The organism is Geobacillus sp. LYN3, assembly GCF_003064505.1.
GTDB lineage: Bacteria > Bacillota > Bacilli > Bacillales > Anoxybacillaceae > Parageobacillus_B > Parageobacillus_B toebii.
Genome location: NZ_QCWL01000001.1, coordinates 961,799 through 980,889, shown reverse-complemented (window position 1 = coordinate 980,889; position 19,091 = coordinate 961,799). Strand labels below are relative to the sequence as shown.

Sequence of the window (19,091 nt, the reverse complement as noted above, 5' to 3'; positions counted from 1 at the left end):
ATAACAAACGTCTGCCTATAAATGCAATTCCTCTTTTTCACCGAGTTCATGATCTGCCGCTTTCTCTTCTTTCTCCTGTTTTACTACTTCTATCGTCTTTACGTGGTGGCCGTCCATCTCTTTCACCGTAAACAAGTAATTATCGATTTCGATGCTGTCGCCGACTTTAATATCATAATGCTTCGTTAAAATCCATCCACCAATCGTATCGACATCCTCATCATCAATGGAAAGGCCAAACAAATCATTTACTTCGCTAATCAGCACTTTTCCGTCAATAATTGTACGTGTTTCATCAACTTTTTGAATCAACGGGATTTCATCTACGTCAAACTCGTCTTGAATTTCTCCAACGATTTCTTCTAAAATATCCTCGACGGTAACAAGCCCCGATGTTCCACCATATTCGTCGACTAAAATGGCCATGTGGATGCGTTCTTTCTGCATTTTCACAAGCAAATCATGAATAGCGATTGATTCAATCACTTGAATGATTGGGCGGATATAATCTTTCATTTGTTTTTCTTCGGATGGATTTGTCACAAGATCGGTAAACACTTCTTTCACATTAATAAGTCCAAGAACGTGATCTTTATCGCCATCAATAACTGGATAACGAGTATATTTTTCCTCTTTAATAATTTCCAAATTCTCTTTCACGCTTCGATTAATATCGAGCGCAACAATTTCTTTGCGCGGTACCATAATTTCTTTTGCAACCCGATCGTCAAATCGAAAAATATTGTTCACATATCGATATTCTGATTGGTTAATCTCTCCACTTTTGTAGCTTTCTGATAAAATAAGGCGCAACTCTTCTTCAGAATGGGCAATTTCATGTTCTGCCGCTGGCTTTAACCCAAACATTCTGGCGACGAGGCGCGCGGAATTGTTGAGCGTCCAAATAAACGGATACATCACTTTATAAAATAAAATAAGCGGTTGAGCTGTAAGCAGCGTAATCGCCTCAGCTTTATGGATGGCAAACGTTTTTGGAGCCAGCTCGCCGACAACGACGTGAAGAAACGTAATCGTCGAAAAGGCAATAACGAAGGATAAAACGTGCGAAATCGACTCCGATAAATGGATGCGTTCAAAAAGCGGTGTTAATATCCGCTCCACCGTCGGTTCACCGAGCCAACCAAGCCCTAGCGATGTAATCGTAATGCCTAATTGGTTCGCCGACAAATAGCCATCAAGGTTGGAGATCACCTTTTTGGCAGCAATCGCCCGTTTATTTCCTTCGCTAACTAATTGGTCAATGCGCGAGCTGCGAACTTTGACAATCGCAAATTCCGAAGCTACGAAAAAAGCGGTACATGCAATAAGCAATGCTACCACTAACAAGTTGACTATGTCCAATTGGTTTCCGGACGCGGATCACGCGCCCGGATCACACCTCCTACAGACAGGTTTATATCCTTATTCTTCATTGTTATTTTGCGTAAAAATTAACACGTATTTTAACAATTCTAAAACCGAAATGAGCGTTGCTGCCACATATGTCAATGCGGCCGCTCCCAATACTTTGTTCACGCCGCGCTTTTCATCCGGATAAATAATGCCTTCCGCTAACATAAATTTTTTTGCCCGCGAGCTTGCGTTAAACTCTACCGGCAACGTAATGAGTTGGAAAGCGACGGCAAATGAAAAGAAAATAATGCCTAATCCAATTAGCGAAAGCTGTTGGAACAAAAATCCTGCCAACAATAAAAATGGCGCCGCTCCTGATGTAAAGTTTACAATTGGAAACATGCGATGCCGAAGTACTAACGCACCATATGATTGTTGATGTTGTACAGCATGCCCGACTTCGTGCGCGGCAACCGATATGGAAGCGATCGAACGGCCGTAATATACCGGTTCCGATAAACGAACAGTGCGCGAAATCGGATCATAATGGTCCGTTAATCTTCCTGGCACCACTTCGACAGGCACATCATAAAGACCGTTGCGGTCCAAAATCATGCGCGCAACTTCCGCGCCTGTTAATCCGGAAGAAGCAGGAACTTGCGACCAAGTGTTGAAATTGCTTGATACTTTAAATTGCGCCCATAGCGAAATGCCAAAGGCAATGAGAATGAGAAAATCCATCGGATGGAATAGCATTGCAGCACCCTCCGTTATTTTTGTATCACATGTAAATGTGTATACTAATATTTATTGTACTTTAACGATCTTTCATACGTCAAATCATACAATTTATGAATGGCTAACAAGAAAAATTGAATACGCCACAAAATTCGTTTTTGCAAAAAAGAGGCTTCTCCACAACGGAAAAACCCCTTTTTCTCGCATCATAATTAAAAATCGAAGTTATCCGGATCTGGTCCGATTCGTTTGTTCAAATTTAGCGCGTCGATTTTTGCCATTTCCTCTGCCGTTAGCTCAAAATCAAAAACATTCGCGTTTTCCTTAATGCGTTGTGGCGTTACGGATTTTGGAATCGTGACAACTTCGTTTTGCAAATCCCAACGAAGGACGACTTGTGCTGGAGTTTTCCCATATTTTCTGCCGATTTCCACAAGCGTCGGTTCTTGCAAAATTTCTCCTCTCATCAGCGGCGACCATGCTTCAAGCTGAATGCCGTGTTGTTTGCAGAAAGCATGGAGTTCTTTTTGCGTCAAGCGAGGATGATATTCCACCTGATTTACCATCGGTTTAATTTCGCAATCAGCCATTAAATCTTCTAAATGGTGAATTTGGAAGTTGCTTACGCCAATTGCGCGAACACGTCCATCTTTATATAGCTTTTCCAACGCTTTATACGTTTCTTTATATTTTCCTTTTACCGGCCAATGCACTAAATATAGATCTACATAATCAAGGCCTAACTTTTGGAGGCTTGTTTCGAACGCTTTCAATGTTGTCTCATATCCTTGATCGGAGTTCCATACTTTTGTCGTAATAAATATTTCTTCGCGCGGAATGCCTGATTCGCGAACCGCTTGCCCAACTCCTTCTTCGTTTTCGTAAAACGCCGCTGTATCGATATGACGATACCCAATTTCTAGGGCGGTGCGCACCGCGTTAATGACTTCTTCTCCGTTTTTCACTTTATAAACTCCAAGTCCAAGCCAAGGCATTTGCACTCCATTATGTAATGTAACACGATCTTGTAAATGTTTCATATTTTCTCACCTTTTCTAAAATTTATTTATTATTACTTTTATTATCTTTGTGTATATGGAAAAAAGCAAAATATATGCATAAAAAAAGATGAGGGCAAAACCTCATCCTATTGTTGCATTCCATTTTTTACCCATTGTGCAACTTGAACGGTACGGCGCGCTTGATGTTTCACAGCAGCTTCCGCATTTTCTACTATTTTTCCGTTTTGATCGACTGTCACACTCGTTCCGTATGGATTTCCTCCTGCAACAAAAGCAGATTGATCCGTATATCCAGGCGCTACTACGATCGCACCCCAGTGGTACATTGTTGTATATAGTTGTAAAATGGTTTGTTCTTGGCCGCCATGAGCATTTCCTGCAGATGCCATGGCGCTGACAACTTTATTGGCAAGCTTTCCTTGTGCCCATAATCCGCCGGTTGTATCTAAAAATCGCTTTAATTGCGAAGGAATATTGCCAAAGCGAGTCGGCACGCTGAAAATAATCGCATCCGCCCATTCTAAGTCCGCTAACGTAGCTGTTGGGACATCTTTCGTTGCTTCCGCATGAGCTTTCCACGCTGGATTCGATTCAATTGCTTCTTTTGGAGCGAGTTCAGGAACTTTTACTACTTTTACTTCTGCCCCTGCTTCCTTCGCCGCTTCTTCCGCCCATTTTGCCAATTGATAGTTCGTACCTGTTGAGCTGTAATAAATAATGGCTAATTTTACATTTTCCATCGTCTATTCTCCCCTTTACACGAATTTTTTCGTGGAAAAAATGAGTGTTTCACGGCCTTGCCGGACTTCCCAACTGTAATTTCTCCATTTTTTTGCATGTCATTCATTATTCTTGCAAGATCGTTATAAACACTGAATTCATAAATCTTGAATTCAAGATTTATGATATAAAAAATTAGATTTATTGTCAAATTTTTAAAATAAAAAATGCTTTTCTGCCATAAGCGGCAAAAATTTGCCTGCCTTCATATGTTGCATCGAACTGGCAGAAAAGCATAGGTGATGTCGAATTGCTAAAGTTTACTTTGCAACAACCATCTTCGTTCTCTCTGCATGTTGTTCTTCAGAAGGATGAAATTCATTTTCCATCTTAGAAACAACAACAGTCGCTACAGCATTGCCAATTAAGTTTGTAATGGCACGCGCTTCCGACATAAAGCGGTCTACGCCAAGCAATAACGCGATTCCTTCTACTGGAATCATCGGGAACGCCGCCAAAGTCGCCGCAAGTGTAATAAATCCGGAACCTGTGACCCCTGCTGCACCTTTTGACGTTAACATTAAAATTCCGAGCAACGTAAGCTCTTGCCAAATGCTTAAATCGATACCGTAAGCTTGGGCGATAAAAATCGCCGCCATCGAAAGGTAAATAGATGTTCCATCGAGGTTAAAGGAATATCCTGTCGGCACAACAAGCCCAACAACTGGCTTCGAACACCCGTATTTTTCAAGGCGCTCCATCAGTTTTGGCAATGCCGATTCAGAAGAAGATGTGCCAAGCACAAGTAAAATTTCCTCTTTGATATAAGCAATAAATTTAAAAATATTAAACCCGTAAAACTTCGCGATAAGTCCGAGTACGACAATAATAAATAGCGCCATCGTAATATACACAGAAGCCATTAATTTTCCAAGCGAAAGCAATGAACCGATTCCAAATGTGCCAATCGTATACGCCATCGCACCGAACGCTGCAATTGGCGATACTTTCATGATCATATTAACAACACCGAAGAAAATGTCCGCCAAACGCTCAAATAAGGTAATAACCGGTTTGGCTTTTTCTCCTAATCCCGCCGCGGCAAGGCCGAATAATACGGCAAAGAATAAAATCGGCAATAATTCGCCTTTCGCTAGCGCCCCAACAACGTTATCCGGGATAATGCCAAGCAAAAACTCAATGACGCCATGATTCACTTCTTCTGCTTGCTTTGTATACTGCGATACATCGCCGCCTTTTACGGCATCAGTATTAAACCCTACCCCAGGTTTGATCAAATTAACCACAATAATTCCGATTGCTAAAGCGAACGTAGTAATAATTTCAAAGTAAATAAGCGCTTTTCCACCGATGCGGCCAACCTTTTTCAAATCCCCCATGCTGCCGATTCCAATTGCGACCGTGAAGAAAATAATCGGCGCAATGACCATTTTAATTAGCTTAATAAATGCATCTGCAAGCACTTTTAATTTTGATCCAAATTCAGGGAATAAAAAACCAACGATAATCCCCAGTATAATTCCAATAATTACTTGTACGGTTAAGTTTTTAAACTTACCCCGCATTTCTCCCCTCTCCTTTCGTCACCTTGACAACGCTTTCATTTTGCAATTCTAATGTTAAAGTAAAGTTCAGAAAATAAAAATATTATGGTGATAATGATCTTTTTGGTCTTTTTGGTCGTAAAAAAGAGCGGCCTTTCTTAATAAGGCCGCCTTCCTCTTTATCTCTGTTTAATTTCGCGAAGCAGCTTGTCGACAAACTCTTTTGTAAATTGATCATACAAAGGCGCAAACTTCCGTTCCCATCTCTTTTTTTCTTCTTCAGACAGTTCATAAATATGAATACTTTTGTTTTGTTTTATTTTTTCTAATTCCTGTTCGTTTTGTTTTTTCGATTGTTGTAAATTCCACTTCGTTGTTTCCTGAATCGCTTCTGTTATTTTTTGCTGAATATCTTTCGGCAAACTTTCCCAAAACGATTTATTCATCATCACGGCATAGCCGAGATACCCATGATTGCTAATCGTTATATATGGCTGAAATTTGTAAAAACCTTTCGAATAAATGTTAGAAATCGTATTTTCCTGTCCATCAAATTCATGCCTTTCTAAAGAGCGGTATACATGATCAAATGAAACAACAATCGGTTCGCCTTCGAGCAAACGAATTTGCTTTTCAATCGCTTCGCTTGGCATAATACGAAAGCGCAATCCGCGAAAATCATCAGGACGGACCAGCGGCCTAGCCGTGCTCATCATTTGTTTAAAACCGTTGCCCCATAAAGCCAATCCCTTAATCCCTTTTTGATCCAACATCGCCAAAAGATGTTCACCCACATCCCCTGTAAATGCCCGCTCCACATCGTGATAATCTTGAAATAAAAACGGCAAATCCAATACTTGCCATTCCGGAATCAACTCCGTCACTTTGGAAAACGATGGAGCAATCATTTGCACGTCGCCGCGCAATAGAGCATCCATTTCCTCACCATCGGAATATAAAGATCCATTCGGAAATACTTCTACTTTTACACGGCCATTTGTTTTTTTCTCTACAAGATCCGCAAATTTTTGCGCCGCTAATCCTTTTGGCGTATTTTCCGCTACTACATGGCTAAAATAAATGACAATTTGCTTTTTTAACCCTTGTTGTTCATCATCATACACCATATTTTCATTGCGAAAATGCTGTTTTAATAAGTATCCTAAACAGACAAGCAAAACAAGAGACGCCACCCACCATTGCTTTTTCATATTCCACACCGTTTTATGATTAAGCTTTTTAATCAAATTTTATCATATTGCCGAAAAATGTTAAAATAATTACAAATTATATTATTTTCCATAAAGACGAGGTATTCATTGTGATGAATCGGCTATCCATCCGCTGGAAAATCACGATCCTAATTTCCTTTATTGTTAGCTTTTCCTTATTGTTAAGCGGAATGTTTGTCATCGGTGACTTTTTTCATACAAAAGAAGAGGAATTACGACAGCGGGCATTGTTGACAGCACGGACGGTATCAGAGCTTCCTGAAATCAAATCACATATTGTCGGAACAAAAGAAGAACGATCTTCCATCAATATCATTGTGGAGCGTGTTCGCAGTATTCATAATGCCGACTACGTTGTTGTTCTTGACATGAATAAAGTTCGCCTTTCCCATCCCGTCCCATCCATGATCGGACGTGTTTCCCGCGGCGCTGATGAAGGGCCTGCCTTTGCCGAACATACTTACACATCAAAAGCGCGCGGTGAAATCGGCACGGTCATTCGTGCGTTCGTCCCAATTATGAATAAAGATCATCAACAAATCGGCGTCGTCATTGCGGCATATCGATTACCGACTTTTTTCGAAGTGATTGATGCTTTAAAAGAAGAAATTTCGATTACTATCATTCTTTCTTTGCTCATTGGCGGGATCGGTGCTTGGCTGCTTGCTTCTCATATTAAGCGACAAATGTTTCATTTGGAGCCGCATGAAATTGCCAAGCTGCTTGTTGAACGGACAGAAGCCTTTAACGCCATGCATGAAGGGGTCATTGCAATCGATAGTAATGAAAACATTACGATTTTTAATGATCGGGCTAAACGAATGTTTGGCGTCAAAGGAGACGTTATCGGTAAACCAATTCGTGCTATTATTCCGGACACACGTCTACCTGAAATATTAGAAATTGATCAGCCTATTTATAACAAAGAATTACAAATAGGAAACTTAACGATTTGGAGCAATCGCATTCCAATTAGAGTGAACGGCAAAACCGTTGGTGCCATCGCTATTTTCCAAGATCGTACCGAGGTGAAGAAGCTTGCCGAAGAGTTGACAGGTGTGAAAGCGTTTGTCAATGCTCTGCGCGTGCAAAATCATGAGTATATGAATAAACTTCATACGATCGCCGGACTCATTCAATTAGGACATTTGGAGAAGGCGCTCGAATACGTATTTCAAGTGACAGAAGAGCAGGAGGAACTGACTAGGTTTTTAAGCAAGCATATTAAAGATGAAAGCATTTCCGGGCTTTTACTTAGCAAAATCCGCCGCGACAAGGAATTAGGCATTCGCGTCATCATCGACCGCCATAGCCGTCTGCATGCTTTTCCACCTGCACTAGACCATCATGATTTTGTCATTATTCTTGGAAACTTGATTGAAAACGCGTTTGATTCCTTTCAAGGCATTACGGACCGGGAAAAAGAAATATATGTAAGTATTGAACAAAATGAGGAAATTTGTTCTCTCTCGGTGGAAGATAACGGCCAAGGTATTGATGAAAAACATCTCGACCGTATTTTCGAGGAAGGATTTTCAACCAAAAGCGAAAACGGGCGCGGCATCGGTTTATATTTAGTGAAACATATTGTCGAAAAAGGGAAAGGGCATATTGATGTGCAGTCAGAAAAAGGAAAAGGAACGATATTTACAATTACCTTTGACATGTAAGGAGGAGAAAGATGTACCGCGTATTGCTTATTGAAGATGATCCGATGGTGCAGGAAGTAAATCGCCAATTTATCGAACAAGTGAAAGGATTTACCGTTATTGGCGTCGCTGCAAATGGCGTGGAAGGGATACAGCTAATCCGCAAACTTCATCCTGATTTAGTGATTATCGACATTTACATGCCTCACAAGGATGGTCTTGAAACATTGAAAGAAATTCGTTCCGAAGGATATGAAGTAGATGTCATCGCCATCACCGCAGCAAGTGATATCGATACTGTACGCCGCGTGTTGCAAAACGGTGCTTTCGATTATATTATGAAACCATTTAAATTCGAGCGTCTCAAACAAGCGTTAGAAAATTACCATTCATTTCGTCAAGCACTGAATGAAAAAGAATCGTTAACACAGAAAGAGCTAGACGCTCTTTTACAGACAACCGAACCCCAGACGTTCGAACCAAGCAGCGGGCTGCCAAAAGGATTAAACGAAGTCACATTGCAAAAAATCGCTCGTTATCTCCGAAAACAAACAGAACCAGTTTCCGCCGAGGAAGTCGCCGAAGGAGTCGGCATCGCCCGGGTAACTGCCCGCCGCTATTTAGAATACTTAGAAAAGAAAGGGGTAGTCACTCTCGATGTTCAATATGGCGGAATTGGACGCCCAGTAAACCGATATATGATGAAACACATATAATGCCATGTTTTTATACCGATGAGCGTTCCATAAAACGAATAGGCAGTTTTTCCTTTTTCTTCACGATATTCCCCGTTTCGATGTAATGATAAATGAGACGAAAGGCCTTCGTTCCCATCAGCGCGAGCGGTAGCTCCATCGTCGTAATTTGCAGCGGTTCTGAAATCGGATGATTATCAAAACTAACAATCGCAAGGTCATCGGGGACGTTTACCCCTTCTTTTTTTCCCCACAACACGATGCCCGCAGCCACTTGATCGCTTGATACAAGCAAAGCGCTCGGCTTTTCGGACAGCTCCATCCATTGACGGATCACCCGCTTTCCGTCTTCCATATATAAACAACGATCAAAAATCCACTCTTTTCGCGGCTCAACGCCAATTTGCCGCAACGTATCATAATATGCCGCTTCCCGCGCCTTGCTATTTGCTCCTGTCGTTCTTCCGATACAATAGCCGATATGCCGATGCCCTTTTTGAATCAAATAGCTCAAAGCCTTCGTAAACGCCTCGTAATGGTCAATATAGACGGATAAAAAATCTTGATCTTGGACGTCTTCGCATAATACGATCGGTCCATCTTTCTTATATTCCTCAATAACGCTCCAGTCTGCCACATGTGAACAAATAATAAGCCCATCGACTTGTTTCATCCGCATCATCTCAAGCGCCTCTAATTCCTTTTCCACATCGTAATTCGTTTGAAATAACAAAAGGTGATACCGATGACGAAGCGCTTCTTTTGATATTCCTTCCAATACTGTAGCGAAATACGGATGATTCACATATGGAAGAATGACTCCGACAATCGACGTTTTCCCTTTCGCTAGATGAACCGCATTAATATTTTTTGTATAATTCAATTTCTCTACCGCTTCCCATACTGCATTTCGCTTTTCTTCCTTCACGTATGGGTATCCGTTTAATACTCGTGAAACCGTTGCAACCGAAACTCCTGCTTCTTTTGCAATTTCCCGGATATTTGCCATCCTCTTCACCTTTTTTCAAAAAACTATTGCATTGAAACGCGTTTCATACATTATTGTACTCTTAAACAACATAAAGGAGGAAGAATCGATGATAAGCGGAATATTGTTGATTTTGTTTCTATGTGCGATGGAATGGCTTGGAGCCCATATAGTTTTAGAAGCCAATCCCCAAGCAAAGCGAGAATATTATAATAATAACGATCCATTCAAAACATTATTCATGTGACGGTGGAACTTCGCGAAAAACGATGGCGGACCGATGAAATAAAAACAGGAATGATGGAGGCTTTTGCAATATGCTTATGCAGCGGTTGCAAAAAATGATTGCATGCCAAAAACGTACGTACGCTACTAATTATAATTATTGTAACAAAAATACTTCCATCGTAACATTCCTCCTTCATGTTTCGACTGATATAATAAGTGATAGATAAATTAAGGAGGAATGATGGATGCAATTCACTTGGAAACCGTTTATAACTGCCATCATGGCGATCGCGCTTGTTTCAGGTTGTGGAACGAAAGAAACAAATGAAGTAAAACAACCGAATCCTTCTAATAAGGACACAACCCAAACGGAAACGACGCAATCGGACAACACAGGGAAATCAGAGACATCACAATCTTCTTCTAAAAACGAAAACAGCGCCTCTGAAAATGGCGGTGCCACTAATGAAGAAAACAAACAACAAACTAATGCAGAAGAAAACAAACAACAAGAAGAAGCGCGCCCTTCCGAAATGCAATTATCTTATATGGTCGATGGAAAAGAAGTGAAAGAAACTGCTTCTTTAAAAACAAGCGACAACCAAGGTTTTTCCTTATATGTACTAAAAGGATGGGAGCTTGAAGCTGAAGAGCCGCATTCCGACTTGTTGCTGCGAGATAACAGCTTTGTTAGAATCCGCCTTCTTCATGAAGAAGGGAATAAAATAGATTATGTGAAACTAGCGGAAGAACACGCACAAGCGGTGTCTTCCGATGCCGCTCGCCAGGACAGCGCAAATCTGCCAGCATCATTGAAAGGAGCCGCTTGGTATACCGCACAATCGGAAAATATGACGGTTCATGTCATCGCTACAAGCAGCCCTGTTCCTATGCTTGTAATGATTCAAACGCCAAAAGATAAGGAAGAACTTGCGCCTGCTTTAGCAATGATAGAAACAATACGAAAAACAGATTCAGCCAAGCAAGACAAAGAAGCGGCGAACCCAAATGAATCTGTCAGCTCGTCACAATAAGTCTCTCCCACCTATATTTAGAGGTGGGAGTTTCTTGCCATCTCCAGCGAAGAAGCTTCTGCGTAGAAGAAACTTTTACAAACAAACATACGTTCTTATTATTTGTCAAAAAAACTCCTAATTCAACTCCCTGCTTCCCTACATTTAGAGGAGGGAGACTTCTTTGGAAAAAGGTTAAAATACTTTCTTCATCATTCACCCATATCAAAAAGAAATTGGTCCTGTTTCTGCATGCAAACGGGGCCTTTTCTTATATCAGCAAACGAAAGGAAAAAACCCCCTATTCGAAACAGAGGGTTATACGAACGCCTTATTTTCTTCTTTCCGGAAAAATGTTTTCATCGCATGGAATACATCTGATTTTTGTTTGAGGATATAATAACGGAATTTTTCATCTTTGATGTTTTTGTAAGCAGACATTAGCGTCGAGTGGCGGTTATACTGATTTACTTCTCCATATCCAAACATGTTGGACACTTTCATTAGTTCTTGAACAAGTTTGACACAACGGGCGTTATCTGATGTCAAGTTATCTCCATCCGAAAAGTGGAACGGATAAATATTATAACGCGATGGCGAGTATTTCGTTTCAATGAGCTCCAACGCTTTTCGATAGGCGGAAGAACAGATCGTGCCTCCGCTTTCTCCTTTTGTGAAAAATTCATCTTCGGTAACCACTTTTGCTTCTGTATGATGGGCGATAAATGCGATTTCCACCGTTTCATATTTTGTACGTAAAAAGCGGGTCATCCAAAAGAAGAAACTGCGTGCCATATATTTTTCCCACAATCCCATTGAGCCGCTTGTATCCATCATCGCAAGAACAACTGCTTTCGAATCTGGCTTTACCACTTCATTCCATGTTCTATATCTTAAATCTTCACGATAAATCGGATAAAAACTTGGATTGCCATTCATCGCATTTCTCTTAAATGCCGCGAGCATCGTTCTTTTTTTATCGATATTCCCCGTTAAACCAGTACGGCGAATATCATTAAATTCAATATGTTCTACAACGTTTTGGTCCGCTTCTTTTCTTTGTAAATTCGGCAGCTCCAATTGGCTGAATAACGCTTCTTCCAATTCCATTAGCGAAACTTCCGCTTCATAATAATCTTGCCCGGGCAAGTCGCCGGCTCCTTGCCCTGTTCCAGGCCCTTGTCCCTCCCCTGATCCATCTCTTGCAACAACATCGCCAACTTGACTGTCTCCGTTCCCTTGACCAACATGTTTGTTTTTCTCATAATTATAACGAATTTTATATTCATCCAAAGAACGGATCGGAATTTTAATGACGTCACGTCCGTTTGACATAATGATGCTTTCTTCTGTAATTAAATCTGGCAAATTGTTTTTAATTGCTTCTTTTACTTTTTCTTCATGTCGTTTTTGATCGTCATGTCCTTTCCGATGGAGGGACCAGTCTTCTTTCGATATAACAAAGTTTCCTTTCATTTTTTCCCCTCCTCATTTAAAATGTTTTCACACTTTTTTATCTTGAAGCATATATTTATGTTGGCGTCATAACAAACATAATGAATAAATGACGGTTTGTTTACTCTATCCTATGCAAAAAAACGAAATAATTGACAAATTATTACGAAAATGAACATGTAAATTTTTGTTGGACAAGCCTAAAAAAGTACAAAACAAAGAATATAAGCTTTTTCTTTTTTGATACATCACCAGACTGCTATTTGAGTAAAAAAGCATGCCTAACATTAGGCATGCTAACGATTTAATAAGCTGCCGACATAGCGAAGCAATTCGTTTGCTGACGTAGAATTATAGCCATATTCATCGATCAAGCGTGCCACTACTTCATTAATTTTCTTTAATTGCTGCTCATCCGGTGTTTTCGATGAAGTGGTGATTTTTACAATGTCTTTCAAGTCAGCGAATAGTTTCTTCTGAATCGCCTCCCGCAACCGCTCATGTGAGTTGTAATCAAACCTCTGTCCTTTTCGGGCATAGGCGGAAATACGAATTAAAATTTCTTCACGAAATGCCTTTTTCGCGTTTTCCGAAATGCCGATTTGCTCTTCGATCGAGCGCATGAGTTTTTCGTCTGGATTCATTTCCTCTCCTGTCAACGGATCGCGCAGCTTCGTTTTATTGCAGTACGCTTCTACATTGTCTAAATAATTGTCCATCAACGTTTTCGCCGACTCCTCATAGGAGTAGACAAACGCCTTTTGTACTTCTTGCTTGGCGATTTCATCGTATTCTTTCCGGACAAGCGAAATAAAGTTTAAATACCGCTCTTTATCTTCTTTGGAAATAGATGGATGCTGATCAAGCCCCTCTTTTAAGGATCGCAATACATCTAGCGCGTTAATCGATGGAACTTCTTTGCGAATAATGCACGAAGAAATTCGGTTAATGACGTAACGAGGATCGATGCCGCTCATTCCTTCATCCGGATGTTCTTTTTTCAATTCCTCTACATCTACTTCATTAAATCCTTCGACCATTTCGCCGTCGTAGAGTCGCATTTTTTTAATTAAATCGACATCCGGCCGTTTCGATTCTTTCAATCTCGTTAAAATCGTAAACATTGCGGCAATTCGAAGCGTATGCGGAGCAATATGAACATCAGCTACATCACTTTCCCGAATCATTTTTTCATAAATACGCTCCTCTTCCGACACACGCAAATTGTATGGAATTGGCATGACGATAATCCGCGAGTGGAGCGCTTCATTCTTTTTGTTCGCGATAAATGAACGATATTCCGTTTCGTTCGTATGGGCGATAATTAGCTCATCAGCGCTAATGAGCGCGAATCGCCCCGCTTTGAAATTTCCTTCTTGCGTTAAAGAAAGCAAATGCCATAGAAACTTTTCATCACATTTTAACATTTCCTGGAATTCCATAATTCCTCGGTTCGCCTTGTTTAACTCACCATCAAATCGATAGGCGCGTGGATCTGATTCTGAACCATATTCAGCGATGGTTGAAAAGTCGATACTTCCCGTGAGATCAGCAATATCCTGAGATTTTGGATCAGACGGACTGAACGTTCCAATGCCGACCCGTTTATTTTCCGAGAAGAAAATTCTCTCTACCATTACATCTTCAATACGCCCGCCATATTCTTTTTCCAATCTCATCATGTTCAGCGGCGAAAGTTCTCCTTCAATGCGGATGCCATACTCTTTATAAAAATCATCGCGCAAATGAGGTGGGATTAAATGAAGCGGATCTTCATGCATCGGGCACCCTTTAATCGCATACACTGCGCCGCGTTCTGTCTTCGAATACTCCTCTAATCCCCGTTTTAGCAATGTAACAAGTGTTGATTTTCCGCCACCGACAGGACCCATCAACAACAAAATACGTTTGCGCACATCAAGCCGCTTTGCCGCTGGATGAAAATATTCTTCTACTAGACGTTCCAGCGCCTCCTCTAATCCAAATAGCTGATGGCTGAAAAACTTATATCGTTTTCTTCCATTTACTACTTCGACTCCAGCATCTTTAATCATATTATAAACGCGTGAATGAGCGGACTGAGCAACCCATGGCTTTTCTTTTAAAATCTCTAAATACTCTGCAAACGTACCTTCCCATTTTAACCGTTCCTCTTCTTCCCGATATTGTTCGATTTTCTTTAAAATATCCATAAAGGACCTCCTTATCCTTGATGTCTTAACAACAAGATTATTACAATGTATGCAAGGATGTCCCGAATCATTCATCGCAAAAAAAATTTTGTCTGACTGCCACGGCCCATACTTGCCATTCACAACGCTTGTCATATTCGCTATAATGAAGGAGATGAAGCAACCATTTCGTGAAGGAGGAATCGCGATGCGTACATTGCTTGTATTAGGCGTGATCATCGCTTTTTTAACCGCGATCTTTACAGCTGGCTACGAAGATAAACCAGGTGTAAAAAATTAATGCATAAAAAACGACCTCCTTTTCAGAAGGTCGTTTTTTATTTAAAATAAACCGTTAAATTTTTGCTGTCGCAACGCTTCATACACTAAAATAGCGGCAGTGTTCGATAAATTTAATGAGCGGACTTTATCGTTCATCGGAATGCGCAGGCAGCGATCCATATTCGCTTCAAGCAGCTCTTTTGGCAATCCCGTCGTTTCACGCCCAAACACAAAAAAGAGATCTTTTTTCGTATCGCTAAAGTCAAAAGAGTCATAGTATCTTTTCCCAAATTTCGTGATAAAGTAAAACTCTCCATTTGGATACCGCTCAAATAACTCATCCAATGAATCGTAATAAGAAATATTTACATATGGCCAATAGTCAAGACCAGCGCGTTTTAACATTTTATCATCGGTCGAAAAACCGAGCGGACGAATCAAATGAAGCGCTGTATCTGTTGCTGCACACGTACGTGCAATATTCCCCGTATTTGCTGGAATTTCCGGTTGATATAGTACTACATGTAGTGGCATATCGATCACCTCAAACTATATTATTATTTTCGATCAATGATATGAAAAAACTTATAGCGAATATTAGGTGTATACGCCGTGGAATCTTCATATGACCAATAGCGCATGCGGCTATTTGTTGTATGAGCGTTCACTAACGGCATTCCGTTCGCATCCTTCGCTACAACAATCGTTGAGTGATTAAAACGACCGTCCCCTTCAAAGTCGTAACAAATCACATCTCCAGCCATCAATTGTTCTGGCGATGATACTTCAACCGCTTGTAATCCAACACGCGCTCCGCTCAAGTACCAACGGAAAGAATGTGCCACCGCCCAACTATAGCTCCAATTGTTGTTTTTGCACCACCATCCCTTTGCGCGATTCGGATACCCCGTCATCGGGGCTCCACCTGCGTATAAACATTGGGAAATAAAATTCGTGCAATCTACCTTAAACCGTGGAAACGCGGGATTGTAGCTGTTCCACCACGTTTCAGCATAACGCACCGCCTTTGCTCGATCATATTTATATGAAATTCTTTCATCCACTAACATCTCACGTTCTAAACGAGGCGGGACCATTTCCTCGCTCACGATTATTTTTTCATCTTTCACTAACTCTCCACGTTCAAAATACGCTCTTCTTTCCTCCACTTGTTCCTCAACGTACATCTTGCTGCCATGCTTTATTAAAAATTGATAATGAGCTAAATAAGCAAGCCTCCCCCCAGTTTCCATTACATGCTTGCTTACAATTTGGCTATTAATGGAACAGCGGACAATTTCTGCGCCGCGTTTCTCGAATAGCCGCTGCTTCCTTTCCACTGCTTCTTCTACATTGCGTTCGTCTTTAGACACAAAAAGTTGAGCTCTTTTTTCTAATAAATATTGCAGCTGTTTTTTCACATCGCTCACCGCTTTCTTTTTTGCTATTAACTTATGTGACAGGTGAGCGATTTTTTCCCTTTTCCTCATTTGACCGCAATAATTGTAGTCCCTTTTCGATTTCCGCAAGAACTTCCGGGTCTTTTTCCGTTTTGCTTGCTTCCTCTAAATCGGAAATAACGCGTGTATCACCAATTTTTCCAAGCGCCCACGCCGCTGTTCCGCGAATAACCGGACGGCTATCTTCTTTTAATAGTTTTAGTAAATCCGGAATGGCTGTTTGATCTTTATAATGCGCTAAAGCCAAAATGGCATTTCGCTGAATCGGCTTTTTCCCTCGCCAAGACCCAGCAATCGAACCGAATTTTTCCTTAAATTCTCGATTGCTTATATGCAAAAGCGGAATTAATTTTGGTTTTACCACTTCAGGGTCCGGCTCCATCTCTGGATGGAGATGAAAGTCTTTTCCTTTATTTTCAGGGCAAACCATTTGGCACGTATCACATCCATATAATCGATTTCCAATTTTATCACGAAATTCATCAGCTAAAAAACCTTTCGTTTGTGTCAGAAATGAAAGGCATCGCTGTGCATTCAATTGTCCTCCCTGCACGAGCGCTCCCGTCGGGCAAGCATCGATACACTTCGTACACGTTCCACAGCGGCTTTCAATCGGTTCATCAGGGGGAAACGGAATATTGGTAATCATCTCTCCTAAATAAACATAAGAACCAAACTCTGGAGTAATAATAGAACAATTTTTTCCGCTCCAACCAATTCCAGCCCGTTCCGCAACAGCACGGTCAGCCAGTTCTCCTGTGTCTACCATCGATTTTACTCTAGCCTGAGGAACTCTCTCTAAAATAAATGCTTCTAATTTTTCAAGACGTTCCCGCAAAATGTAATGATAATCCTTTCCCCATGATGCCCTGCAAAAAATTCCTCGTCTTTCTGTTTTTGTACCACGCGGAGCATTTTTCATTTTGGACGGATATGCTAAGGCAATCGCAATAATAGACTTTGCTTCTGGCAAAAGCAGGGAAGGATTGGTTCTCTTTTCAATATCCGGCTCTTCGAATCCTGATTGATATCCTAACTCTTGTTGGCGACGAAGCCGCTCTTTTAACTCGACAAACGGATCAGCACTAGCAAATCCAATTTTATCAATACCAATCGTTTTGCTATATTCAATAATCTCTTGTTTTAGAGCCGCCACATCCATCGTTATCCCTCCTTTCGCTAAAATTCGGAATCTATGTTACAATAAAGAAAAAGTTTCGAGGTGAAAGCAGATGGACGTAGTTGTCGCGGAAACAATAAAACAAATGATACCTGAATTTAAAGTAGGGATTATACTTTATAATCATATCGTTGTTGATGATTCTCCGCAAATGTTAAAAGGAAGACTCCAATTATTTCAAGAATCCATTTACTTTGATTTGCAGGAAACAGCGATTGCAGATATTCCTGAACTGGCGGAATGGCGCAGGGCATTTAAAACGATCGGAACAGACCCGAGCAGATATCGTCCTTCGTCGGAAAGCTTATATCGACGTATTCAAAAGAAAAACTTTATCCCAACTATCCACTCCGCAGCCGATGTGAACAATTTCTTTTCACTTTATTATAAAATTCCAATTGGCATTTATGATTTAGATAAATTGGAAGGACCGATTACCATTGATATTGGAACAGACCAAGACGAGTATATCGCTATCAACGGGCGCACTGTCAACTTTTCTCATAAGCTCGTATCAAAGGATGTTCACGGGCCATTTGGCAGTCCGATTGTTGATTCCCAACGAACAGCTGTTACAAAAGAAACGAAAAACGCCGTCCAAATTGTTTATTTATTGCCATCTATGAAAGAAGAACAATGTGAAAAACTGTTGCAGTCCATGCAAAAGATGTTCTTGCAAATTCATGGAGGTGATGCTGTCTTTCAACTTGTGTAAAAAATTACATAAAAAATAAAAAACGCAATGCCTCGTTCTTTGAAGAAACGAAACACTGCGTTGTCCCCATAACCATTATTTGCGATGGAGCGGGTGATGGGAATCGAACCCACGACATCAGCTTGGAAGGCTGAGGTTTTACCACTAAACTACACCCGCATATTATTTTTTGTTCTTTAAATCTGTATACAACGCGCAGTTGTCATGCCTCTTCCTCTGCTAGCAAACTCAAAGATGATAGATGCATCGAGGCAACCCGCAATCAAGTCTTCTTTTCGTTGTCCCTTCCTCTTCTAGCCGATTCAAGGTGTTTAATGCGTCGGGACAACTCGAAGCAAATTCGATGATGCATTGCTCGTGGCTGAGGTTTTACCACTAAACTACACCCGCGTATACATTCTCCGAATACAAAACCGCATTGATCATGAACAACATTAAGTTAACGGTATTGATTATAACAGAGGATGTATTAGATTGCAACTATAAAACGAAAAAATTCGACAAATTTCGTTTTATGGAAAAAACAAAAGCACCAGCGTAACTGGTGCTTTTATGACCCGTACGGGATTCGAACCCGTGTTACCGCCGTGAAAGGGCGGTGTCTTAACCACTTGACCAACGGGCC

16 protein-coding genes and 2 tRNA genes are annotated in these 19,091 nt (G+C 40.9%); 4 read left to right on the top strand and 14 right to left on the bottom strand.

Features of this window, described 5'->3' with window-relative positions; translation table 11 throughout:
* Positions 1-15: 15 nt before the first annotated feature.
* The 6 genes from DCC82_RS05100 to DCC82_RS05075 all read right to left on the bottom strand — a co-directional run bounded on the left by DCC82_RS05100 (position 16) and on the right by DCC82_RS05075 (position 6,609).
* Entirely contained in the window at positions 16-1,362 is a 1,347-nt protein-coding gene (locus tag DCC82_RS05100) for a hemolysin family protein (protein WP_097354136.1), read from the bottom strand.
* Positions 1,363-1,422: 60 nt separating this feature from the next.
* Entirely contained in the window at positions 1,423-2,109 is a 687-nt protein-coding gene (locus DCC82_RS05095; protein ID WP_081189047.1) for a zinc metallopeptidase, read from the bottom strand.
* Between the two features lie 194 nt (positions 2,110-2,303).
* A complete protein-coding gene (locus DCC82_RS05090) occupies positions 2,304-3,131 on the bottom strand; it encodes an aldo/keto reductase (protein WP_012749238.1) in 828 nt (275 codons plus the stop codon).
* Positions 3,132-3,238: 107 nt separating this feature from the next.
* Positions 3,239-3,853: an NAD(P)H:quinone oxidoreductase gene (gene wrbA / locus DCC82_RS05085; protein ID WP_097354135.1), complete on the bottom strand. Its 615-nt coding sequence runs from the start codon at positions 3,851-3,853 to the stop codon at positions 3,239-3,241.
* A gap of 300 nt (positions 3,854-4,153) precedes the next feature.
* Entirely contained in the window at positions 4,154-5,419 is a 1,266-nt protein-coding gene (locus DCC82_RS05080) for a dicarboxylate/amino acid:cation symporter (protein ID WP_012749236.1), read from the bottom strand.
* Positions 5,420-5,577: 158 nt separating this feature from the next.
* Complete coding sequence (locus tag DCC82_RS05075) at positions 5,578-6,609, bottom strand: TRAP transporter substrate-binding protein (RefSeq protein ID WP_097354134.1); 1,032 nt, start codon at positions 6,607-6,609, stop codon at positions 5,578-5,580.
* 113 nt (positions 6,610-6,722) lie between these two features.
* Between DCC82_RS05075 and DCC82_RS05070 the strand changes: the two genes are divergently transcribed.
* Positions 6,723-8,300, top strand: a complete 1,578-nt coding sequence (locus tag DCC82_RS05070) for an ATP-binding protein (protein ID WP_108430421.1) — start codon at positions 6,723-6,725, stop codon at positions 8,298-8,300.
* Positions 8,301-8,311: 11 nt separating this feature from the next.
* Entirely contained in the window at positions 8,312-8,995 is a 684-nt protein-coding gene (locus tag DCC82_RS05065; protein ID WP_097354133.1) for a response regulator, read from the top strand.
* Between the two features lie 10 nt (positions 8,996-9,005).
* Here DCC82_RS05065 and DCC82_RS05060 read toward each other — a convergent pair whose 3' ends face one another.
* Positions 9,006-9,983 carry a LacI family DNA-binding transcriptional regulator gene (locus DCC82_RS05060; protein ID WP_062756319.1) on the bottom strand — a complete coding sequence of 326 codons (978 nt, stop codon included), beginning with the start codon at positions 9,981-9,983 and terminating at the stop codon, positions 9,006-9,008.
* A 452-nt stretch (positions 9,984-10,435) separates the two neighbouring features.
* Here DCC82_RS05060 and DCC82_RS05055 point away from each other — a divergent pair, with 452 nt between their 5' ends.
* Complete coding sequence (locus DCC82_RS05055; RefSeq protein ID WP_097354132.1) at positions 10,436-11,224, top strand: hypothetical protein; 789 nt, start codon at positions 10,436-10,438, stop codon at positions 11,222-11,224.
* A 297-nt stretch (positions 11,225-11,521) separates the two neighbouring features.
* Here DCC82_RS05055 and yhbH read toward each other — a convergent pair whose 3' ends face one another.
* The 5 genes from yhbH to queG all read right to left on the bottom strand — a co-directional run bounded on the left by yhbH (position 11,522) and on the right by queG (position 17,733).
* Positions 11,522-12,679, bottom strand: coding sequence for a sporulation protein YhbH (gene yhbH, locus DCC82_RS05050; protein ID WP_012749229.1), 1,158 nt, complete (start codon positions 12,677-12,679; stop codon positions 11,522-11,524).
* A gap of 275 nt (positions 12,680-12,954) precedes the next feature.
* Positions 12,955-14,850, bottom strand: a complete 1,896-nt coding sequence (locus DCC82_RS05045) for a PrkA family serine protein kinase (RefSeq protein ID WP_062756314.1) — start codon at positions 14,848-14,850, stop codon at positions 12,955-12,957.
* Between the two features lie 321 nt (positions 14,851-15,171).
* Entirely contained in the window at positions 15,172-15,645 is a 474-nt protein-coding gene (gene trmL, locus DCC82_RS05040) for a tRNA (uridine(34)/cytosine(34)/5-carboxymethylaminomethyluridine(34)-2'-O)-methyltransferase TrmL (protein WP_062678855.1), read from the bottom strand.
* A 23-nt stretch (positions 15,646-15,668) separates the two neighbouring features.
* Complete coding sequence (locus DCC82_RS05035; protein WP_108430266.1) at positions 15,669-16,532, bottom strand: amidase domain-containing protein; 864 nt, start codon at positions 16,530-16,532, stop codon at positions 15,669-15,671.
* A gap of 31 nt (positions 16,533-16,563) precedes the next feature.
* The gene (gene queG / locus DCC82_RS05030; protein WP_012749224.1) at positions 16,564-17,733 is read right to left on the bottom strand and encodes a tRNA epoxyqueuosine(34) reductase QueG; all 1,170 of its coding nucleotides are present in this window, start codon (positions 17,731-17,733) and stop codon (positions 16,564-16,566) included.
* Between the two features lie 70 nt (positions 17,734-17,803).
* Here queG and DCC82_RS05025 point away from each other — a divergent pair, with 70 nt between their 5' ends.
* Positions 17,804-18,466, top strand: a complete 663-nt coding sequence (locus DCC82_RS05025) for a B3/B4 domain-containing protein (protein ID WP_108430265.1) — start codon at positions 17,804-17,806, stop codon at positions 18,464-18,466.
* 85 nt (positions 18,467-18,551) lie between these two features.
* On the opposite strand, the gene DCC82_RS05020 is transcribed toward DCC82_RS05025, so the two are convergent.
* Positions 18,552-18,625 (bottom strand) — tRNA-Gly (locus DCC82_RS05020).
* Between the two features lie 394 nt (positions 18,626-19,019).
* A tRNA-Glu gene (locus tag DCC82_RS05015) sits at positions 19,020-19,091 on the bottom strand.

Bases quoted from the DNA above. Each gene is read 5' to 3' on its own strand.
- DCC82_RS05095 (WP_081189047.1), bottom strand. From the start codon at position 2,109: ATGCTATTCCATCCGATGGATTTTCTCATTCTCATTGCCTTTGGCATT.
- DCC82_RS05090 (WP_012749238.1), bottom strand. From the start codon at position 3,131: ATGAAACATTTACAAGATCGTGTTACATTACATAATGGAGTGCAAATG.
- wrbA (WP_097354135.1), bottom strand. From the start codon at position 3,853: ATGGAAAATGTAAAATTAGCCATTATTTATTACAGCTCAACAGGTACG.
- DCC82_RS05080 (WP_012749236.1), bottom strand. From the start codon at position 5,419: ATGCGGGGTAAGTTTAAAAACTTAACCGTACAAGTAATTATTGGAATT.
- DCC82_RS05075 (WP_097354134.1), bottom strand. From the start codon at position 6,609: ATGAAAAAGCAATGGTGGGTGGCGTCTCTTGTTTTGCTTGTCTGTTTA.
- DCC82_RS05070 (WP_108430421.1), top strand. From the start codon at position 6,723: ATGAATCGGCTATCCATCCGCTGGAAAATCACGATCCTAATTTCCTTT.
- DCC82_RS05065 (WP_097354133.1), top strand. From the start codon at position 8,312: ATGTACCGCGTATTGCTTATTGAAGATGATCCGATGGTGCAGGAAGTA.
- DCC82_RS05060 (WP_062756319.1), bottom strand. From the start codon at position 9,983: ATGGCAAATATCCGGGAAATTGCAAAAGAAGCAGGAGTTTCGGTTGCA.
- DCC82_RS05055 (WP_097354132.1), top strand. From the start codon at position 10,436: ATGCAATTCACTTGGAAACCGTTTATAACTGCCATCATGGCGATCGCG.
- yhbH (WP_012749229.1), bottom strand. From the start codon at position 12,679: ATGAAAGGAAACTTTGTTATATCGAAAGAAGACTGGTCCCTCCATCGG.
- DCC82_RS05045 (WP_062756314.1), bottom strand. From the start codon at position 14,850: ATGGATATTTTAAAGAAAATCGAACAATATCGGGAAGAAGAGGAACGG.
- trmL (WP_062678855.1), bottom strand. From the start codon at position 15,645: ATGCCACTACATGTAGTACTATATCAACCGGAAATTCCAGCAAATACG.
- queG (WP_012749224.1), bottom strand. From the start codon at position 17,733: ATGGATGTGGCGGCTCTAAAACAAGAGATTATTGAATATAGCAAAACG.
- DCC82_RS05025 (WP_108430265.1), top strand. From the start codon at position 17,804: ATGGACGTAGTTGTCGCGGAAACAATAAAACAAATGATACCTGAATTT.